12 protein-coding genes are annotated in these 18,741 nt (G+C 70.5%); 6 read left to right on the top strand and 6 right to left on the bottom strand.

From position 1 onward, the window contains the following. The 4 genes from odhB to lpdA are packed head-to-tail and all read left to right on the top strand — an operon-like array spanning nucleotide 1 to nucleotide 3,642. Nucleotides 1-1,530: a 2-oxoglutarate dehydrogenase complex dihydrolipoyllysine-residue succinyltransferase gene (gene odhB / locus BW949_RS05930; RefSeq protein WP_076364049.1), complete on the top strand. Its 1,530-nt coding sequence runs from the start codon at nucleotides 1-3 to the stop codon at nucleotides 1,528-1,530. 16 nt (nucleotides 1,531-1,546) lie between these two features. After that, nucleotides 1,547-1,840 carry a hypothetical protein gene (locus BW949_RS05925; RefSeq protein ID WP_076364047.1) on the top strand — a complete coding sequence of 98 codons (294 nt, stop codon included), beginning with the start codon at nucleotides 1,547-1,549 and terminating at the stop codon, nucleotides 1,838-1,840. Continuing rightward, nucleotides 1,837-2,232, top strand: a complete 396-nt coding sequence (locus BW949_RS05920; protein WP_076364045.1) for an MAPEG family protein — start codon at nucleotides 1,837-1,839, stop codon at nucleotides 2,230-2,232. Before BW949_RS05925 ends, BW949_RS05920 begins: the two co-directional genes overlap by 4 nt. Nucleotides 2,233-2,250: 18 nt before the next feature. Then, complete coding sequence (gene lpdA / locus BW949_RS05915) at nucleotides 2,251-3,642, top strand: dihydrolipoyl dehydrogenase (protein WP_076364043.1); 1,392 nt, start codon at nucleotides 2,251-2,253, stop codon at nucleotides 3,640-3,642. Between the two features lie 131 nt (nucleotides 3,643-3,773). On the opposite strand, the gene BW949_RS05910 is transcribed toward lpdA, so the two are convergent. Further along, nucleotides 3,774-6,017, bottom strand: a complete 2,244-nt coding sequence (locus tag BW949_RS05910) for a response regulator (RefSeq protein ID WP_083947604.1) — start codon at nucleotides 6,015-6,017, stop codon at nucleotides 3,774-3,776. A 151-nt stretch (nucleotides 6,018-6,168) separates the two neighbouring features. Between BW949_RS05910 and BW949_RS05905 the strand changes: the two genes are divergently transcribed. Then, nucleotides 6,169-11,613, top strand: a complete 5,445-nt coding sequence (locus BW949_RS05905) for an alpha-2-macroglobulin family protein (protein ID WP_076364041.1) — start codon at nucleotides 6,169-6,171, stop codon at nucleotides 11,611-11,613. A gap of 1 nt (nucleotide 11,614) precedes the next feature. Then, nucleotides 11,615-13,651, top strand: coding sequence for a penicillin-binding protein 1C (gene pbpC, locus BW949_RS05900; RefSeq protein WP_076364039.1), 2,037 nt, complete (start codon nucleotides 11,615-11,617; stop codon nucleotides 13,649-13,651). Here the strand turns inward: pbpC and BW949_RS05895 are convergent. From BW949_RS05895 to BW949_RS05875, 5 genes are all read right to left on the bottom strand, one after another. Next, a complete protein-coding gene (locus BW949_RS05895) occupies nucleotides 13,643-14,377 on the bottom strand; it encodes an SDR family NAD(P)-dependent oxidoreductase (RefSeq protein WP_076364037.1) in 735 nt (244 codons plus the stop codon). The two genes, pbpC and BW949_RS05895, sit on opposite strands and share 9 nt — an antisense overlap. Beyond that, nucleotides 14,374-14,931, bottom strand: a complete 558-nt coding sequence (locus BW949_RS05890; protein WP_097176986.1) for a DUF3833 family protein — start codon at nucleotides 14,929-14,931, stop codon at nucleotides 14,374-14,376. Before BW949_RS05890 ends, BW949_RS05895 begins: the two co-directional genes overlap by 4 nt. Nucleotides 14,932-14,935: 4 nt before the next feature. After that, nucleotides 14,936-16,285, bottom strand: coding sequence for an MFS transporter (locus tag BW949_RS05885; RefSeq protein ID WP_235816216.1), 1,350 nt, complete (start codon nucleotides 16,283-16,285; stop codon nucleotides 14,936-14,938). Then, a complete protein-coding gene (locus BW949_RS05880; protein WP_076364829.1) occupies nucleotides 16,282-17,031 on the bottom strand; it encodes a DUF1365 domain-containing protein in 750 nt (249 codons plus the stop codon). Before BW949_RS05880 ends, BW949_RS05885 begins: the two co-directional genes overlap by 4 nt. A 95-nt stretch (nucleotides 17,032-17,126) precedes the next feature. Beyond that, nucleotides 17,127-18,416, bottom strand: a complete 1,290-nt coding sequence (locus tag BW949_RS05875; protein WP_076364035.1) for an NAD(P)/FAD-dependent oxidoreductase — start codon at nucleotides 18,414-18,416, stop codon at nucleotides 17,127-17,129. Between the last annotated feature and the right edge of the window lie 325 nt (nucleotides 18,417-18,741).

The following is an 18,741-nucleotide window of genomic DNA, read 5'->3' as shown; positions in this document are numbered from 1 at the left end:
ATGACGACCGAAGTTCGTGTGCCGACGCTGGGCGAAAGCGTCACCGAAGCCACCGTGGCCACCTGGTTCGTGAAGCCCGGCGACACCGTGCAGGTGGACCAGATGCTGTGCGAGCTGGAGACCGACAAGGTCACGGTCGAGGTGCCCGCCCCCGCGGCCGGGCAGCTGGCCGAGATCGTGGCCGCCGAAGGCGAGACCGTGGGCGTGAATACCCTTCTGGCACAGATCGCGGCGGCCGGCGGCGCGGCCGCCCCCACCCCCCAACCCAAAGCGAGCAAACCCGCGGCCCCGGCGCCGCAAGCCAACGAGGCGAAGATGACTGACGTGATGGTGCCGACGCTGGGTGAAAGCGTCACCGAAGCGACCGTGGCCACCTGGTTCAAGAAGGTGGGGGATGCCGTCGCGGTGGACGAGATGCTGTGCGAGCTGGAAACCGACAAGGTGTCGGTCGAGGTGCCCTCGCCGGTCGCGGGCGTCCTGGCCGAGATCGTCGCCGCCGAAGGCGCCACCGTCGATGCCGCCGCGCGCCTGGCCGTGATCGCCGAAGGCGCCAGCGCCGGGGACACGCCCGCGCCCGCCGCCTCCGCCCCCGCCAAGGCGCCCGCGGCAGGCGACGCGCCGCCCGCCTCGCCCTCGGCGCGCAAGGCCATGGCCGCGGCCGGTCTTTCGGCCGATGCCGTCTCGGGCACCGGTCGCGGTGGCCGGGTGATGAAGGAAGACGTGGCCCGCGCGGCGGCCGCCGCACCGGCCGCGGCACCGGCGCCGGTGTCGATCCCGGTCGCGGCACCGCCGGCGGCCTCGTCGCGCGCGCCGGTCGCGGCCGAAGACGCCGCGCGCGAGGAACGCGTGAAGATGACCCGCCTGCGCGCCACCATCGCCCGGCGCCTGAAGGATGCGCAGAACACCGCCGCCATGCTGACCACCTACAACGAGGTGGACATGTCCGGCGTGATGGAGATCCGCAATTCCTACAAGGACATGTTCGAGAAGAAGCACGGCGTGAAGATGGGCTTCATGGCCTTTTTCGTGAAGGCCTGCTGCCATGCCCTGAAGGAAGTGCCCGAGGTCAACGCCGAGATCGACGGCCAGGACATCGTCTACAAGAACTACGTCCACATGGGCGTGGCCGTCGGCACCCCCACGGGCCTTGTCGTGCCGGTGGTGCGCGACGCCGACCAGATGGGCTTTGCCGCCATCGAGAAGAAGATCGCCGAACTGGGCGCGCGCGCCCGCGACGGCAAGCTGTCGATGGCCGAGATGCAGGGCGGCAGCTTCACCATCTCGAACGGCGGGGTCTATGGCTCGCTGATGTCCTCGCCCATCCTGAACCCGCCGCAATCGGGCATCCTGGGCATGCACAAGATCCAGGAACGCCCCGTCGTGGTGGGCGGACAGATCGTCATCCGCCCGATGATGTATCTGGCGCTCAGCTACGATCACCGTATCGTCGACGGCAAGGGCGCGGTGACCTTCCTCGTGCGCGTGAAGGAAGCTCTCGAGGATCCGCGGCGCCTGTTGATGGACCTGTAATCGCGGAGAAAAATCCATGAGCCTTCTGCAAATCCTCGCGCTGGGCACGGTGGCCGTCGCGCTGGCCGTGTGGCAGGCGGTCCGGTCGGGGCAACGCTTCGTGCAGGCGTTCGTCTTCCTCGAGGGGCTCGACCGTGGCCTTGCGGTCGAGCAGGCCAATGCAGAGGCCCGCGCGCAGATGGCGCGTCAGGCCGACCAGATGGAAAAGGCGCGCGCGGCCATGCGGGCACGCAACTTCGCCAAGGCCAACACCAAGGGCCGCCAGGATCTGGTCATCAAGATGGCCCGCGAAAAGGGGTTCCTCGCATGAGCGCCGAGATCGCCGCCCTTGTCTGTGCCGCGCTGCTCCAGATCGGCACGCTGTTCGTTCTGGCCGTCTTTGCCAACATGGAGCTGGGCAGCCGCTGGACCATGAGCCCGCGTGACCTGGCCCCCGAACACCAGCTGTCGCGGTTCACCGCGCGGCTCAAGCGCGCCTACGAAAACCACTTCGAGGGGCTGGCGCTCTTCATCGCCGCGGTGGTGGCGGTGGAAGCCTCAGGCGAGAACAGCGCGGTCACCGCGCTGGCGGCCTGGGCCTATGTGATCGCGCGGCTGGCCTATGTGCCGGCCTATGTCATGGGGCTGGTGCCCTGGCGCTCGGTCCTGTTCGGGGTCGGCCTGATGGCCACCCTGGTGATGCTGTTTGCGGCTCTGATCTGAGCCGGGGAGGAACGGAAGATGGCAGATTTTGACCTCATCGTGATCGGCGCGGGGCCGGGCGGCTATGTCTGCGCGATCCGCGCCGCGCAGCTGGGCCTGAACGTGGCCTGTGTCGAGGGGCGCGAGACGCTCGGCGGAACCTGCCTCAACGTGGGCTGCATCCCCTCGAAGGCGCTGCTGCACGCCACCCATTCGCTGCACGAGGCGCAGGAGAACTTTGCCCATATGGGGCTGACCAGCGCCGCGCCCAAGGTCGATTGGGCCAAGATGCAGGACTACAAGTCCGAGGTGATCGGCTCGAACACCAAGGGCATCGAATTCCTGTTCAAGAAGAACAAGGTGACCTGGATCAAGGGCTGGGCCACCATCCCCGAGGCCGGCAAGGTCAAGGTCGGCGACGAGGTGCATGGCGCCAGGAATATCGTCATCGCCACCGGCTCGGCGCCCGCCACGCTGCCCAATGTCGAGATCGACGAGAAGAACGTGGTCAGCTCGACCGGGGCGCTGTCGCTGCCCAAGGTGCCCAAATCCATGGTGGTGATCGGCGCCGGCGTGATCGGGCTCGAACTGGGCTCGGTCTATGCGCGGCTGGGCACCGATGTGACCGTGGTCGAATATCTCGACCACATCACGCCGGGCATGGATTCCGAGGTCTCGCGCCAGCTCCAGAAGCTGCTGGCGCGGCAGGGGCTGAAATTCGTGCTGGGGGCGGCGGTGCAGAAGGTCGCGCCGGCCGGCAAGACCAAGAGCCATGTCGCCTGGAAGCTGCGCAAGGATGACAGCGACGGGTCGGCCGATGCCGAGGTGGTGCTGGTCGCCACCGGGCGCAAGCCGCATACCGCGGGGCTGGGCCTCGAGGCGCTGGGCGTCGAGATGACCGAACGCGGCCAGATCCGCACCGATGCGCATTTCGCCACCAATGTCCGCGGGATCTATGCCATCGGCGACGTGATCCCCGGCCCGATGCTGGCCCACAAGGCCGAGGACGAGGGCATGGCCGTGGCCGAGATCGTCGCCGGCAAGGCGGGCCATGTGAATTATGACGTCATCCCCGGCGTGATCTACACCACGCCCGAGGTGGCCGCGGTCGGGCGCACCGAAGACGGGCTGAAGGCCGAGGGGCGCGCGATCAAGGTCGGCCGCTTCTCGTTCATGGGCAATGCCCGCGCCAAGGCCGTCTTCCAGGGCGAGGGCTTCGTGAAGCTGATCGCCGACGCCGAGACCGACCGCATCCTGGGCGCGCATATCGTGGGGCCGGGCGCGGGCGATCTGATCCACGAGATCTGCGTGGCGATGGAATTCGGCGCCTCGGCCGAGGATCTGGCGCTGACCTGCCACGCGCATCCGACCTTCTCGGAAGCGGTGCGCGAGGCCGCGCTGGCCTGCGGCGACGGCGCCATCCACGCCTGAGACCGGCCGGGTCCGGGGACATGTCTCAGACGCGCGCAGCCCCTGCGCGCGTCTTTGCGTTTCGGCCCGTAAGCCCTGGCCTCATGTCCGGGCTTGTGGGGCCGACAGCGGGGGACGCATCCGGGGGGCGCTCAGCCGGGGGCCGTTTCGGGCAGCGGCGTTTCGGGCAGCGGCAGGGCGGGGCGTGCATCCTCCGGGCAATGGCTGCGGATCATGTCAAGAATGATGTTCTTCTTCAGGGGCTTGGTCAGATAGTGATCCATGCCCGACGCCAGGATGGATTCCGAATCGCCATCCATCGCATGGGCCGTCAGCGCCACGATCGGCACATGCCCGCCCGCCTGCGCCTCGGCCTCGCGGATGGTTCGCGTCGCCTCGCGCCCGTCCATCTCGGGCATCGAGACATCCATGAACACCAGATCGGGCCGGATCTGGCGCCACAGATCGACCGCCTCGCGCCCGTTGTTGGCGAAGGTAAGGTCGATGTCGCAATCCTTGACCATCTTGCGGAAGACAAGCTGGTTGGTGCGGTTGTCCTCGGCCGCCAGCACCCGCATCGGCCGCGCCAGCGTCGGTTCGGGTTCGGGCGGCGGCGGCAGCTCGGCCACCTCGGGCTGTTCGGGGTGACAGATGCGGTGCAGCGCCAGAAGCAATTCCGACCGCAGCACCGGCTTTTGCAGAAGGCCCGCGAATTCGCCCGTCATCTCGCTCAGATCGGCGGCATGCGCATCCGAGGTCAGCAGCATGACCGGCAGCTTGTACCCACGCTCGCGCAGCCGCTTGGTCATCTGCACCCCGTCGATATCGGGCATGTGATGATCGGTCAGCACGATGTCGAACACACCCCCCTTCTCGACCGCCTCCAGCGCCTCGGTCGCGTTGCGGCACAGCGTGACATTCAGCCCGAAGGTCTGGAGCTGGCGTTCCAGGATCACGCGGTTGACCATCAGATCGTCGATCACCAGCGCCGCGCGCATCTCGAGCGCGGGCAGCCCCAGCCCTTCCTCGCGCGGTTCGGCCACGGGCAGCACGATGCGGAAGCCGAAGCTCGAGCCGCGACCCAGTTCGCTGTCCACCCAGACCGAGCCGCCCATCATCTGGATCAGCTCGCGCGTGATGGCCAGGCCCAGCCCGGTGCCCTCGAACTTGCGGTTCGAGGCGCTCTCGACCTGATTGAATTCGCCGAAGACATGGTCGAGATGCTCGCGCGCGATGCCGATCCCGGTATCTTCGACCGTGACGTGCAATTCGTAATGGCCCTTGTCGCGCTCCAGCCCGACGACGCGGGTCAGCACATGGCCGTTTTGCGTGAACTTGACCGCATTGCCCAGAAGGTTGGTCAGGATCTGGCGCATCCGCCCCGGATCGGCCACGAAACGCGTGGGCAGGAACAGGTCGAAATCGACCAGAAGCTGGATGCCCTTGTCGCGCGCCGAGGGCATCAGCAGCACGGTCACCTCGTGGATGCAGCGTTCGAGATCGAAGGCCTCGGGGTAGAGCCGCAGCTTCGAGGCCTCGATCTTGGAATAGTCGAGCACGTCGTTGATGATGGTCAGGAGCGCCTCGCCCGAGGAGCGGATGGTTTCGGCAAACAGACGCTGATCCTCGCTCAGCGCGGTTTCGCACAGCAGCTCCGACATGCCGACAACGCCGTTCATCGGCGTGCGGATCTCGTGGCTCATGTTGGCCAGGAAGGCCGACTTGGCGCGATTGGCGGCCTCGGCGCGGTCGCGCGCCTCCTCAAGCTCGGTCTCGCGGCGATAGGTTTCGCTGATGTCCTGGGTCAGGCAGACCAGATCGCCCGCATCGCCCCAGCGGTCGATCATGCGGATATGGCGGCCGTCGGCCAGTTTCAGCACATAGGGCTCGATCCGGCGCCGGCGGATGCGTTCGATCATCTCGTGGTGCCAGTCCAGCGGGTCGCGCCCCTCGACGTCGATCATCCCGTGGCGCACCATGATCCGCAGCACCGAATCATAAGTGACGCCGGCGGTCACGGCGATCTCGCCCTGGAAGAAGGCCAGATAGGCGCGGTTGGCCGCCACCAGCCGCAGGTCGGCATCAAAGACGGCGAAACCATCCGCAATCGTCTCGAGCGCGTCCCACAGCCGCCGCTGGGCGATCAGCGCGGCGGAATTGGCACGTTCCAGATCGGTGCGGACGCGGCTGTTCTCGCCCTTGAGCGATTCGGCCTCGGAGCGGGCCCGTTCCAGCCCGTGACGCTGTTCCACGATCTGATCGGACAGCGCACGCGCATGCATGGCAAGCTTCTGGTTTGCCGAGAAAAGCTCGCGCTTCTTCTGCTCCAGGAGGCGTTCGGCAGCCAGACGAGCCCGCCGTTCCTGCGCCAGTTTTTCCATGATGCTGATCTGCATCCTTGGCATCCGCCTCTCTTCCTGCTTGCCGCCAACATGGCGAAACGAAATGAAAAACGGCTTAATGCCCTTAACCTTCCCCGGCAGGCTTGCCGCCTTCCTTCCCCCATGAGAGGATTCGGCAATCCCATCCGCGTGACAGGAGGCCGCCATGCGCGCCCTGACCCGAAGCCTTGCCGCCCTTTGCCTGATCCTGGTTGCCGCGCCGCTGGCCGCGGATCCGCCGATCCCGCCGCGGCGGCTGGCCTATACGGAAGGCATGGACCTTGCGGGGCGCGACCGCGCGCAGCTCTTCGACACGACGCTGGCGGCCTGCGAACGCGCCTGCCTGCAAGATCCGGGCTGCGAGGCGCTGACCTTCAACGCGCGCAACAATTCCTGTTTCCCCAAATCCGATGTCACCGGATCGGCCCCCTATCAGGGGGCCTTTTCGGGTGTGGTGCTGCGCACCGATCCGGCGGTGATGACACGCGCCGAGGCCCGGCGCGGCGATCTGGGTTTCGTGAAGACCTGGCTCGATGACGCCTATACGCAGGCCCTGACGCTGGGCCGGTCGCATCTGGCCACCAGCACCGATCCGGCCGCGCTTCTGGCCGAAGCCCGCCGCCAGGAGGCCGACGGCAACCCGACGCGCGCGCGGGCGCTGACCGGGGCGGCGCTGGTGCTGCGCGACGCGCCCGAGCTGTGGCTGGATTATGCGCGGCTGTCGCTGGCCATTCCCGACAAGGATCAGCGCAACAAGAACGCCGGGGCCGCCATTGCCGCGGCGATCAACGGCTATCTGCGCGCGCCGCAGGACGCGCTGCGCGCCGAGGCGGCGCGGATGCTCTCCGAGGCGCTGATCGCGCGGGGCCGCGGCAAGGACGCGATCCCGGCGCTGGAGCTGGCCCACCGGCTGAGCCCGCGCGACGACATCGCCGCCGCGCTCGAAAAGGCCATCGCGCGCTTTGGCTTCCGTATCGTCGAACATCAGGTCGAAGCCGACAGCGCCAGCCCCCGCATCTGCGCGATCTTTTCGGGGGATCTGGCCCGCGGCACCGATTATGCGCCCTATGTCACGCTGCCCCAGGGCGGCCTGTCGGTCGAGGCCGAGGGCAACCAGATCTGCGTCGGCGGGCTGAGCCATGGCGCGCGCTATGCGCTGACCTTCCGCACCGGGCTGCCGGCCGCCAAGGGCCCGGCGCTGCACCGCGATGTCACGATCACCGCCTATGTCCGCGACCGCAGCCCCGCCGTGCGTTTCCCCGGCCGCGCCTATATCCTGCCGCGCGCCGCCCAGGGCGGCCAGGACGGCGGCCTGCCGATCGAGACGGTGAACACCGAAACCGTCGCGGTGAAGATCCTGCGCATCTCGGACCGCAACCTGGTGGCGGCGATGCGCGCCGATTACTTCGCCCGTTCGCTCAATTACTGGGAAGGCGCGGATCTGGCCGAGAACATGACCGAGGAGGTCTGGCACGGCACCGCCGATGTGGCGATGCAGATCAACCGCGACATGACCACCAACCTGCCGGTGCAGGAGGTGACGGGCCCGCTGGGGCCGGGGATCTATGTGCTTCAGGCCAGCCTGCCCGGCGCCGATCCCTATGACACGCCGCCGGCCTCGCAATGGTTTGCGGTCTCGGATCTGGGGCTGACCACGCTGGCGGGGACCGACGGGCTGCATGTCGTCGTGCGCGGTCTTTCGGATGCCGGCGCGCGCGCGGGCGCCGAGGTGGTGCTGGTCTCGCGGGCCAATGCGGTTCTGGGCCGGGCGGTGACCGATGCCGAGGGGCACGCGCGCTTCGCGCCGGGCCTTCTGAACGGCAAGGCCGGGGCCGCGCCGGCGCTGGTCAGCGTGGCGATGGGCGATGACATGTCGTTCCTGTCGCTCGAGGAGCCCGCCTTCGATCTGTCCGACCGTGGTGTCGAGGGCGCGCCCCCGGCCCCGCCGATCGACGTCTTCCTGGCCACCGACCGCGGCGCCTATCGCCCCGGCGAGGTCATCCACACCACGCTTCTGGCGCGCGACGGCGCGGGCCGCGCGCTTGACGGGCTGCCGCTGACGCTGCGGCTGATGCGCCCCGACGGGGTCGAGCATTCGCGCGCCCTGGCCGATGCCGTGGGGGCGGGCGGGCATGTGCTCGACCTCTTCCCCGGCGCCGAGGCCGCGCGCGGCACCTGGCGCATCGACGTGCTGGCCGACCCCGAGGGGGCGCCGCTCCTCTCGCGCCGGGTTCTGGTCGAGGATTTCCTGCCCGAGCGGATCGACTTCACCCTCGATGTGGCCGAGGGCCCCTTTGTCGCCCAACTGCCGCCGATCACGCTGGCGGCGCGCTATCTCTTCGGCGCGCCGGGGGCCGATCTTGCGGTCAGCGGCGAATACCGGCTGAGCGCGGCCGACGATGTGCCCGGCTTTGCGGGCTATCGCTGGGGGCCGCATGACGCGCCCTTCCAGACCGTCATGGACACGCTTGAGCCGGTGAGCACCGATGCCGGGGGCCAGGCCACGCTGACGCCCGAACTGGGCCGCTACATGCGCGACGCCCTGACCCTGCCGGCCACGCTGCGCTATACCGTGCAGGTGGCCGAAGGCTCCGGCCGCCCGGTGGAACGCAGCGTGACGCGCAGCCTGCTGCCGGGCCGCACCGCGCTGGGGATCCGCCCGCTGTTCGAGGATGACACCGTGCCCGAAGGGACCGCGGCGCGCTTCGAGCTGGCCGCGCTGGGCGCCGATGGCTCCGCCGCGGCGCGCAAGGTCTCCTGGCGCGTCAACCGGGTCGAGACCGATTATCAATGGTATACGATGGACGGGCGCTGGTATTGGGACCCCTTCATCCGCCGCAGCCGCGTGGCCGAAGGCGTGGTGGACACCGCCCCCGGCGCCCCGGCCCAGCTGTCGGTTCCGGTCGACTGGGGCCGCTATGAGCTGATCGTGACCGAGGAGGGCGGCGACGAGGCCCGCGCCTCGATGGAATTCGGCGCCGGCTGGTATGCGGCCGATGCCGGGTCGGACACGCCCGACCGGCTGGAGGTGGGGCTCGACAAGGCCGCCTATCGCGCCGGCGAGACCGCGCATCTGCGGGTGCGGGCGCGCACTGCGGGGGTGGGCCTCGTGTCGGTGCTCGGCAATCGGGTCGTGGCGCTGCGGGCGGTCGATCTGACGGCGGGCGAGAACACGATCGACCTGCCGGTCACCGCCGAATGGGGCGCGGGCGCCTATGTCACGGTCTCGGCGCTTTCGCCCGAGACCGGCGATCAGGGCCCGGCGCGGGCGATGGGGCTGGTCCATGCGCCGGTCGATCCCGGCGATCTGGCGCTGGCCGCGACGCTTGAGGTCGCCGCCGAGGCCGAGCCGCGCAGCACGCTGCCCGTCGCGCTGCGCCTCGAAGGCGTCCAGCCGGGCGAGACCGCCTATGCCACCATCGCCGCGGTCGATCTGGGCATCTTGAACCTGACCGGCTTCCAGAGCCCCGATCCGCAGGGCCATTACTTCGGCCAGCGCCGGCTGGGGGTCGAGCTGCGCGACATCTACGGACGCCTGATCGACGGGCGTGCGGGCAGCGCCGGCGCGCTGCGTTCGGGCGGGGACGGCGACAATGGCCTCAAGTCGCAGGCCCGCCCCCCGACCGAAGAGCTGGTCGCCTATTTCTCGGGGCCGCTGGTCGTGGGCAGCGACGGCCTTGCGCGCACCAGCTTCGACATCCCCGCCTTCAACGGCACGGTGCGGGTGATGGCCGTGGCCTGGTCGCCCTCGGGCGTGGGGCAGGCCAGCGCCGATGTGGTCATCGCCGATCCGGTGGTGATGCAGGCCAACCTGCCGCGGTTCATGGCGCCGGGCGACATGGTGCAGGCGACGCTGGAATTCACCCATGCGCGCGGGCCGGCCGGTCGCATGGGCCTTGATATCCGCGCCGAGAACGTGACCCTCGGACCGCTGCCCTCGGGGTTCGATCTGGCAACGGGCGGGCGCCTGGTCCAGGACATCAGCCTGGTCGCCCCCCCGCATGAAGGCCTGGCGCAGCTGCGCGTGGCGCTGAGCACGCCCGACGGACGCGTGCTGACGCGCGATCTGTCGATCCCGGTGCGCGCCAATGACCCGCCGGTGGCGCAGACCCGGCGGCTGGAGCTGGCCGCGGGGCAGACCCTGGCGCTCGACCGGGCGCTCTTTGCCGATTACAGCCCCGGCTCGGCGCAGGTGATGATGACGCTGGGGCCACTGGCGCGCTTCGATGCGGCGGGCCTGCTGGCACGGCTTGACAGCTATCCCTATGGCTGCACCGAACAGACCACCTCGAAGGCACTGCCGCTTCTCTATCTGTCGCAGGTGGCGCGCGCGATGCGCCTTGACGCCGGCGCCGATCTTGACACCCGGATCACGGCCGCGATCGCGCGCGTGCTGTCGAACCAGGACAGCTCGGGGGCGTTCGGGCTCTGGTCCTCGAACGGGGCGGGGGGCGATCTGTGGCTGGACGCCTATGTCACCGACTTCCTCAGCCGGGCCCGCGCCGAAGGCCATGCGGTGCCGCAGATCGCCTTCCGCAACGCGCTCGACAATCTGCGCACGCAGGTCAGCTATGCCCCCGACTTCGACGCCTCGGACCGCGCGCAGGGCGCCAGCATGGCCTATGCGCTGATGGTCCTTGCGCGCGAGGGGGCGGCGGCCATGTCCGACCTGCGCTATTACGCCGACGTCAAGGGCGACGATTTCGCAACGCCCCTGGCGGCGGCGCAGATCGGGGCGGCGCTGGCGGCCTATGGCGACCAGATGCGGGCCGACGCCATGTTCACCCGCGCCGCGCAGCTGTTGCAAAAGCCCGCCGATGACACGCTCTGGCGGGTGGATTACGGCTCGTCCCTGCGCGATCGGGCGGCGGTGGTGACGCTGGCGCTCGAGGCCGGCTCGACCGCGATCCCGCCCGAGACCGCCGGCGCGGCGCTGGCCGACCGGATGGCAGGGCAGCGCCTCTCGACGCAGGAGGCGACCTGGACGCTGATGGCGGCGCATGCGCTGCTGGACCGGCCCGGCGCCGAGACGGTGACGCTCGATGGCGCGCCGCTTGCGGTGCCCGTGGCGCGTATCGACGATGACGGCGCAGCCCATCCGGTCACCAACACCGGCGCGCAGCCCGTCACGCTGACGCTGACCACGATCGGCGTGCCAGCGGTGCCCGAGACCGCCTCGGGCAACGGGTATGCGATCTCGCGCAGCTACTTCCGGCCCGACGGCACGCCCGTCGATCCCGCGCAGGTGGCCCGCGGTGACCGGCTGGTGGTGGTGCTGACGATCCAGCCGCAGCGGCGCGAGAGCGCGCGGCTGATGGTGTCGGACCCGCTGCCCGCGGGCTTCGAGATCGACAACCCGCATCTGATCGACAGCGGTTCAACCGGCGGTCTGGACTGGCTGTCGGCGATGAGCGACCCCGAGATGGCCGAGTTCCGCGATGATCGCTTCCTGGCGGCGGTCAATTCCTCGAACGGCAACAGCTTCCGCCTGGCCTATCGGCTGCGCGCCGTCACCGCGGGCGACTTCCACCACCCCGCCGCCTCGGTCGAGGACATGTATCGCCCCGATTTCCGCGCCGTGACCGACACGGGCCGGGTGCGCGTGCGCTGAGATGGGGGCGCGCGGCCTGGGCCGGGCGCTGGGGGCGCTGGCGCTGGTCCTGGGGCTGGCGGCCGGCGCCCGCGACGGGCTGGACGGCTGGATTGCCGCGACCGAGATCCCCGTCGCGGCCCCCGTCGGCACCGAGATCGTGGACCGCGACGGGCGGCTTCTGCGCGCCTTCGCGGTCGAGGACGGGCGCTGGCGGCTGGCGCCGGGGCCGGTCGATCCCGATTTCCTGCGCCTGCTGATCGCCATCGAGGACCGCCGCTTCGCGTCGCATGCCGGGATCGACCCGCTGGCGCTTGCGCGGGCGGCGGGACAGGCGGTGCTGGCCGGGCGGATCGTCTCGGGCGGCTCGACGCTGACGATGCAGGTCGCGCGCCTGCTCGAGAACGGCCCGACCGGAAGCTGGGCCGGCAAGGCGCGGCAGATGCGCGTGGCGCTGGCGCTGGAGCGGCGGCTGGGCAAGGACGAGATCCTGGATCTCTATCTGCGGCTGGCGCCCTATGGCGGCAATCTCGAAGGGGTGCGGGCGGCGTCACTGGCCTATTTCGGGCACGAGCCCGCGCATCTGACCCCGGCCGAGGCCGCGCTTCTGGTGGCGCTGCCGCAGGCGCCCGAGGCCCGCCGTCCCGACCGTGCCCCCGCCGCCGCCCGCGCCGCGCGTGACCGCATCCTGGCGCGCGCGGCGGCCCTTGGGGTGATCGCGCCCGCCTATGCCGAACATCCCGAACCCCTGCCCCGCGCGCGGGCCGAATTTCCCGCGCTGGCGCCGCAGCTTGCCGCGCGGCTGGCCGCGGGGGCAGCGCCCGGCGCGCGGATCGAGACGACGCTCGACGCCGATCTTCAGGCAGCGCTGGAACGGCTGGCCGCGCGCGCCGTGGCCGGGCTGGCGGGTCGGGTCTCGGCCGCGATCGTGGTCGCAGACCACCGCAGCGGCGAAATCCTGGCGCAGGTCGGCGGCGCCGATTGGGGCGACAGCGGGCGGGCGGGATATCTGGACCTGAGCACGGCCGAACGCTCGCCCGGATCGACGCTGAAACCCTTTGTCTATGCGCTGGCCTTCGACGACGGGCTGGCCCATCCCGAGACCCTGATCGACGACCGCCCCACCGCCTTCGGGGGCTGGCGGCCGCAGAATTTCGACCACATCTTCCGCGGCCGGGTCAGCCTGCGCGCGGCGCTTCAGGCCTCGCTCAACATCCCGGCGGTGGCGCTGACCGAGGCCGTGGGCCCGGCCCGGCTGATGGCCACGCTGAACCGCGCCGAAGCGGGGCTGCGCGTGCCGCAGGGCGCGCCGGGGCTGGCGATCGTGCTGGGCGGCGCGGGGATCTCGCTGCGCGGGCTGACCCAGGCCTATGCCGGGCTTGCGCGGCTGGGCCGGCCGATCCGGCTGTCGGTGCATCCCGGCCAGGCCCAGCCGCTGCCGGGGCGGATGTTCGGCGCGGTCGCGGCCTGGCAGGTGGGGCATGTGCTGGCCGAGGCCGTTCCCCCCGGCGGCGGGCCGCGCGGGCAGATCGCCTGGAAGACCGGCACCAGCTATGGCCACCGCGACGCGCTGGCGCTGGGCTATGACGGGGCGCATGTGGCCGGCGTCTGGCTGGGCCGGCCCGATGGCACGCCGGTGCCCGGCGCCTTTGGCGCAGGCCTTGCCGCGCCGATCCTGTTCGAGGTCTTCGGCCGGCTGGGCGCGCGCGTGGCCCTGCCCCCGCCACCGCCGGCGACGCTGATGCTCGACAATGCGCATCTGCCCCAGCCGCTGCGCCAGTTCCGCGGCCGCGAGGCCGCCTTTGCGCGGACCGATCCGGCCGGACCGCAGATGGCCTTTCCGCCGCCCGGCGCGCGCATCGCGGCGCGGGGGGGCCTGGGCGTGCGCATCACCGGGGGCACGGCGCCCTTCACCTGGCTGGCCAATGGCGCCCCCGTCGCCGTGGCCGAGCGCCGCCGCGAGGTGATCCTGCCGCTGGCCGGGCCGGGCTTCGTGCAGCTGTCGGTGATCGACGCCGAAGGCCGCTCGACCCGGACCGAGGTCGAGCTGTTACCCTGAGCCGCCGCCCACCAGCCGCAGCCACAAGGCCTGCGGCAGCACCCGCCCCAGCCGGAAGAAGGCGGCAAACAGCGCCGGGAAATCGGCCATGAAGCCGCCCTTCTCGATATGGCGGCAGATCCGGCGCGCGGCGTCCTCGGGCTCCATCAGGAAGGGCATGGGAAAGTCGTTCTGCGCCGTCAGCCGCGTCTTGACGAAGCCCGGATTGACCAGCTGCACCCGCACGCCGGTCCCGCGCAGATCGGCCGACAGCGTTTCGGCCAGCGACATCAGACCCGCCTTCGACGCCCCATAACCCACTGCGCCGGGCAGCCCGCGAATGCCGGCCAGCGAGCCCACGATGACGACCCGCCCCGCGCCCCGCGCCACCATCCGCGGCAACACCTGGCCCAGCACCCGCGCCGCCCCCGTCAGGTTCACGTCGATCATGGATTCGATGCGCGCGGTGTCCCAATCCTGCGCGCGCATCGGCCAATAGGTGCCCGCCATCCAGATCACGCCATCGACCGCACCCGCAGCCTGCGCGGCCGCCTCGACCGAGGCCTGGTCGCGCACGTCACAGGGCACCACCGTGGCCGGGCCCGGCAAGGTCGCGGCCAGATCCCGAAGGCGCTCGGCATTGCGCGCCGACAGGACCAGCTCGGCCCCTTCCGCCGAGAGCGCCTGCGCCAGCGCGCGCCCCAGCCCCTCGGAGGCCCCGACAAGCCACCAGCGCCCCGCGATCATGCCGGCACCTTGCGCATGGTGGCGACCAGCTCGGCCACCTTGAAGCCGAACTTGCGCATCTGCGAGCGGTTCACCACCGTCCCGTTGGGCGCCAGATACATCCAGTCCACGACATCAAGCACATGCCCGCCCGCGTCCTGGGGCAGGCGCAGCCGATAGCGCAGATGCGCAGCACCGCCTTGCTGGCGGCCCCCGCCCGTGCCCGCCAGATCGGGCGCCTCGGCCCGGATCGCACCGTCGGGCAGCAGCGTCAGCGTCCATTCGCGCGCCTGGGTGGCGCCGCTGTCATAGACGAAATCCTCGGTCATGCGGCAGGTGTCGCCCTGCCAGACCGGGTTCATCTCGGCGGTGAAGCGCGAGGCCACGCGCCCCGTGGGCCCGAAGATCACCCCCTCGCACAGGACCGGGCCCGAGAACACCTCGCGGATGTCGAAGGGCGGCAGGGCGGTGGCGTAATCGGCCGGTTTCTGGGCGGCAAAGCCCGTGAAGCGGCGCATGAGAAGGGCGCCCCCCGCGGCCAGTGCGGCCCCGAGGATCAGGAAGGACAGGCTCATGGGTTCACTCCTTGTCGTCGTCGATCTCGAGGCGCAGCAGAAGCCCCGCCGCCACGAGTTTCAGCAGGACCGGCAGGCCGGCATAGAGCAGGCCCAGCCACAGGACAGCCGTGTCGGGTTGGCTGTCGGCACCGGGGACAAAGCCCGCCATGCCCAGCGCCGGCAGCAGGCTGGCCGCGGCCAGCGCCAGCGTCGCCTTGGAGGCAAAGGACCACAGGCTGAAGCCCTCGGTGCCGCCGGGGGCCACCTGCGCCATGCGCCGCGCAAAGAGCGCCGGCAGGATCACCATGTCGGCCCCGAGCGCCGCCCCCGTCAGCACGCAGATCAGCGCAAAGGGCGCCACGTCGCCGGGCCCGAGCAGCAGCGCCCAGGAAAACGCAGCCACCGCCAGCGCCATCGCCGCCAGAAGGACCGGCCGCGCGCCCCAGCGCCGCGCCCCGCGCGCCCAGAGCGGCGTGGCCGCGGCCGCGGCGATGAAGAACAGGATCAGGAGCGGGCCTTCCCAGCCGGGCGCGGCCAGCACCGTCTCCACGTAGAACAGGAACAGGGTCGAGCTGACCGCCAGCGGCGCGGTATTGACCGCCACCAGCGCCAGCAGGCCCTGCGCACCCGGATCGCGCAGAAGGCCGCCGAAGCCCGAAGGCGGCCGGATCGCCGCCGACCATTCGTCGCGCATCCCCCAGAGCGCCCAGAGCCCCAGCACACAGAACGCGATCGCAAATCCGGCATAGGGCGCGCCGGTGAAGCCCAGCGCGGTGGGCGCGATGGCGGCAGCACAGAGCCCGATCAGCCCGCCGGCCTCGCGCCAGCCCGACAGCCGCAGATGTCCCTTGGCGCCCAGGGTCTCGGCGCGCGAGACGCCGGTGGCATAGAAGGCGATGGTCAGGAAGCTCCAGCCGGTGAAGAGCGTGGCCAGACAGAGCGCAAACCACCACAGCGGCGCGATCGGCGGCGTCACGGCAAAGAGGCCCAGCATCGCCAGACCCATCGACACCGCCGCGATGGCAACGCCCAGCGCCCGCCCGCGCGGACCCAGCCGCGCCGCCAGCGCCCCCAGCGCGGGATCCTGGAACAGGTCGAACAGCCGCAGCCCGAAAAGCACCGCACCCAGCGAGGCCAGCGTCAGCCCCTGGCTTTCGGCAAAGACCTTGGGCGCGTGCATGTAGATCGGCAGCCCGGCCGCCGCCAGAAAGGCCGCAAAGACGCCCCAGCGGGCCAGCCCCGCACCGCGCGCGGCCGTGCGACCAGCCGTGCGCCCGGCCTCGGCACGGTCATCGACGGCGGCGTCGGGTAACGTCTCGGGCAACGGCTCGGCCAACGTCTCGGGGGCCGTGGCAGGCATCGCCAGGCTCATCGCGTGACCTCCTGAAGCGGCGGTTCGGGACGGGTGCGATAGCGCGCCCCCTTGAGCACCAGCTTGAGCGCCTGCCAGTGGATCAGCGCCAGCACCCGGCGCGAGCCCAGCCGCGCCGCCGCGCGCAGGATCGCGCCCTGACCCAGCGGCTGCCGCCGTCCGGTCAGCGTGGCGTAAAGCCCCTGCTCGCCCTGACGAAAGTCGATCCAGACCCCCACCCGGTCGGGCGCAAGGTCAAAGCGGAATCCATAGATCCCGCCGATCTCCTGGAAGGGCGAGACGTGAAAGATCTTCCGCGCATGCAGCCGGTCCGAGCGCGTGATCGGCGCCAGATCCGGCTTGACGCACAGATAGGAATGGCGGTCGCCAAAGGTGTTGGTGACCTCGGCCAGGACCGCGCGCAGAACCCCGTCGCCGTCCAGACAGAACCAGAAGGACACCGGGTTGAACACATGGCCCAGAACCCGCGGCTGGGTCAGCAGCAGGAAATGCAGCCCCGGTATCTCGATGCCCTGAAGCGCCAGCATCCGGCGCAGCCAGCCCGCCCCCACGCCGCGGCCGGGCTGACCGCCGTGATCGACATCATGCAGCGCCATCAGGCCGGGCCGGTTGCGCCCGAAGAGAAACGGCGCGCGCACCGGGGCCTCGGGGTCGACCAGGATATAGTCGGCGCCATAGGTGAAGGCATTGTCGATGGGGCCGCGGCGCGCGTGATAGCTGCGCGCGGCGATATGATCGACCTGCACCGGGCCAGTTTCGGGCCCAGTTGCAGGCCCGGCTTCGGGCGCAGCCTTCGCGCCGGCCTCGATCGCGACGCCGGTCTCGATCTCGCTGTGCCGGGTCATGCCGCCACCTCTGCCGTCTGGCGCGCGTCGAGCGCCTGCACCACATCCAGCGCCGAGGCAAAGCCGTCCTCGTGGAAGCCGTTGCGCATCCAGGCGCCGCAGAACCACGTCCCGCGGGTGCCGTTCAAGGCGCGCACCATCGCCTGACCTTCCAGCGCGGCCAGATCATAGACCGGGTGGCGGAAGGTGGTGACGTCGTGGATCAGATCCTCGCGCAGGTGGCGGCGCGTGTTCAGCGTGACGAACAGCGGGTCATCCTTGGGGATCGGCTGGAGCGAATTCATCCAGTAGCTCAGGTCGATGCGGTCGGGGCGCGGGCCGGCCTCCTCGGTGTAGACCCAGCTGGCCCAGGCCGCCTTGCGCCGGGGCATGACGGACGCATCCGAATGCAGCACCACTTCGTTGGGCTGATAGCGCACGCGCGAAAGTGCTGCGCGCTCGTCCGGGCTGGCATCGGCCAGAAGCGCCAGCGAATCGTCGGAATGGGTGGCCAGGATCACCTCGTCGAAGGTCTCCCATTCGCCGCCCTGAAGCCGCACCTCGGGGCTGCCGGTCCGGCGGATCCCCGCAACCGGGGCGCCCAGGCGGATCGCCACGCCGCGGGCGCGCAGGCTGGCTTCAAGCCGGCGGACATATTCGACCGAGCCGCCGCGCACGGTGAACCATTCGTGCTGGCCGGTGGTGGACAAAAGCGCGTGGTTCTCGAAGAAGCGCACCAGCGCCATGGCCGGGAAATCCAGGATGCCGGTCGTCGGCGTGGACCAGATCGCCCCCGACAGCGGCGTGATGTAATAGTCGCGGAACCACGCGCCGGTGCCCAGCGCCTCGAGCAGGCCGCCAATGGTCATGCCCGGCTCTCCCGCCGTGGTCTTGGCCAGGCGGTTGAAACGCAAGATGTCGCGGATCATCCCCCACATGCGCGGATCGGCAATACGCCGGCGCTGCGCGAAAAGGGCGTTCAGGTCGCGGAAGCCATATTCGAAGCGCCCCCCGTCGATCGAGGCGCCAAAGCTCATGTCCGACGGCGCGATCGGCACCTGAAGATCCTCGAACATGCGCAGAAGGTTGGGGTAATTGACCTTGTTGAACACGATGAAGCCGGTATCGACCGGCTGATCGCCGCGCTTGCCCGCCATCAGCGTGCGCGCGTGACCGCCCAGACGGCTCTCGGCCTCGATCAGGGTGACACGGTGCCGGTCGGCCAGAAGATGGGCCGCCGCCATGCCCGAGATACCCGCCCCGATGATCGCAATGCGCCGTCCGCGCGCGCCGGTGTCGAATGCCATTGGCTTCCCTTTCGTGTTTCGGTGTTGACCCGGTTACGCGCCAGCGGGCGGGGCGGATCACTCGCAATCGACCACCGGCCATCCCCCAAGGGCCGCAGGCGCGCCCCGGCCGGAAACACGGGCCACGCGCGTCGGTGATATTTCGCGGTGATCCGGTCGGGGCGTTGCTGCGTAGTCACGACATGTTGAGCCTTCGCCCCTCCCCTCGTTTTGCGGATGCAGCGCCGCGCCTTCGCCCCTATCCTCTGCGGTTGGACAGGGGGCGCCGGCGCGTGCCCCCGTGGCAGGGGAAGGTGACCTTGGGCGCAGACGCGGGACCGGCAGG

Origin of the sequence: Phaeovulum vinaykumarii (assembly GCF_900156695.1) — a bacterium.
In the GTDB taxonomy this organism is placed as follows: domain Bacteria; phylum Pseudomonadota; class Alphaproteobacteria; order Rhodobacterales; family Rhodobacteraceae; genus Bieblia_A; species Bieblia_A vinaykumarii.
The sequence above is the reverse complement of the archived record's forward strand: the minus strand, read 5'-3'. Positions and strand labels throughout refer to the sequence as shown.

Coding starts and splice junctions, on each gene's coding strand:
- odhB (WP_076364049.1), top strand. CDS start 1: ATGACGACCGAAGTTCGTGTGCCGACGCTGGGCGAAAGCGTCACCGAA.
- lpdA (WP_076364043.1), top strand. CDS start 2,251: ATGGCAGATTTTGACCTCATCGTGATCGGCGCGGGGCCGGGCGGCTAT.
- pbpC (WP_076364039.1), top strand. CDS start 11,615: ATGGGGGCGCGCGGCCTGGGCCGGGCGCTGGGGGCGCTGGCGCTGGTC.
- BW949_RS05875 (WP_076364035.1), bottom strand. CDS start 18,416: ATGGCATTCGACACCGGCGCGCGCGGACGGCGCATTGCGATCATCGGG.
- BW949_RS05895 (WP_076364037.1), bottom strand. CDS start 14,377: ATGATCGCGGGGCGCTGGTGGCTTGTCGGGGCCTCCGAGGGGCTGGGG.
- BW949_RS05920 (WP_076364045.1), top strand. CDS start 1,837: ATGAGCGCCGAGATCGCCGCCCTTGTCTGTGCCGCGCTGCTCCAGATC.
- BW949_RS05905 (WP_076364041.1), top strand. CDS start 6,169: ATGCGCGCCCTGACCCGAAGCCTTGCCGCCCTTTGCCTGATCCTGGTT.
- BW949_RS05925 (WP_076364047.1), top strand. CDS start 1,547: ATGAGCCTTCTGCAAATCCTCGCGCTGGGCACGGTGGCCGTCGCGCTG.
- BW949_RS05885 (WP_235816216.1), bottom strand. CDS start 16,285: ATGAGCCTGGCGATGCCTGCCACGGCCCCCGAGACGTTGGCCGAGCCG.
- BW949_RS05890 (WP_097176986.1), bottom strand. CDS start 14,931: ATGAGCCTGTCCTTCCTGATCCTCGGGGCCGCACTGGCCGCGGGGGGC.
- BW949_RS05910 (WP_083947604.1), bottom strand. CDS start 6,017: ATGCAGATCAGCATCATGGAAAAACTGGCGCAGGAACGGCGGGCTCGT.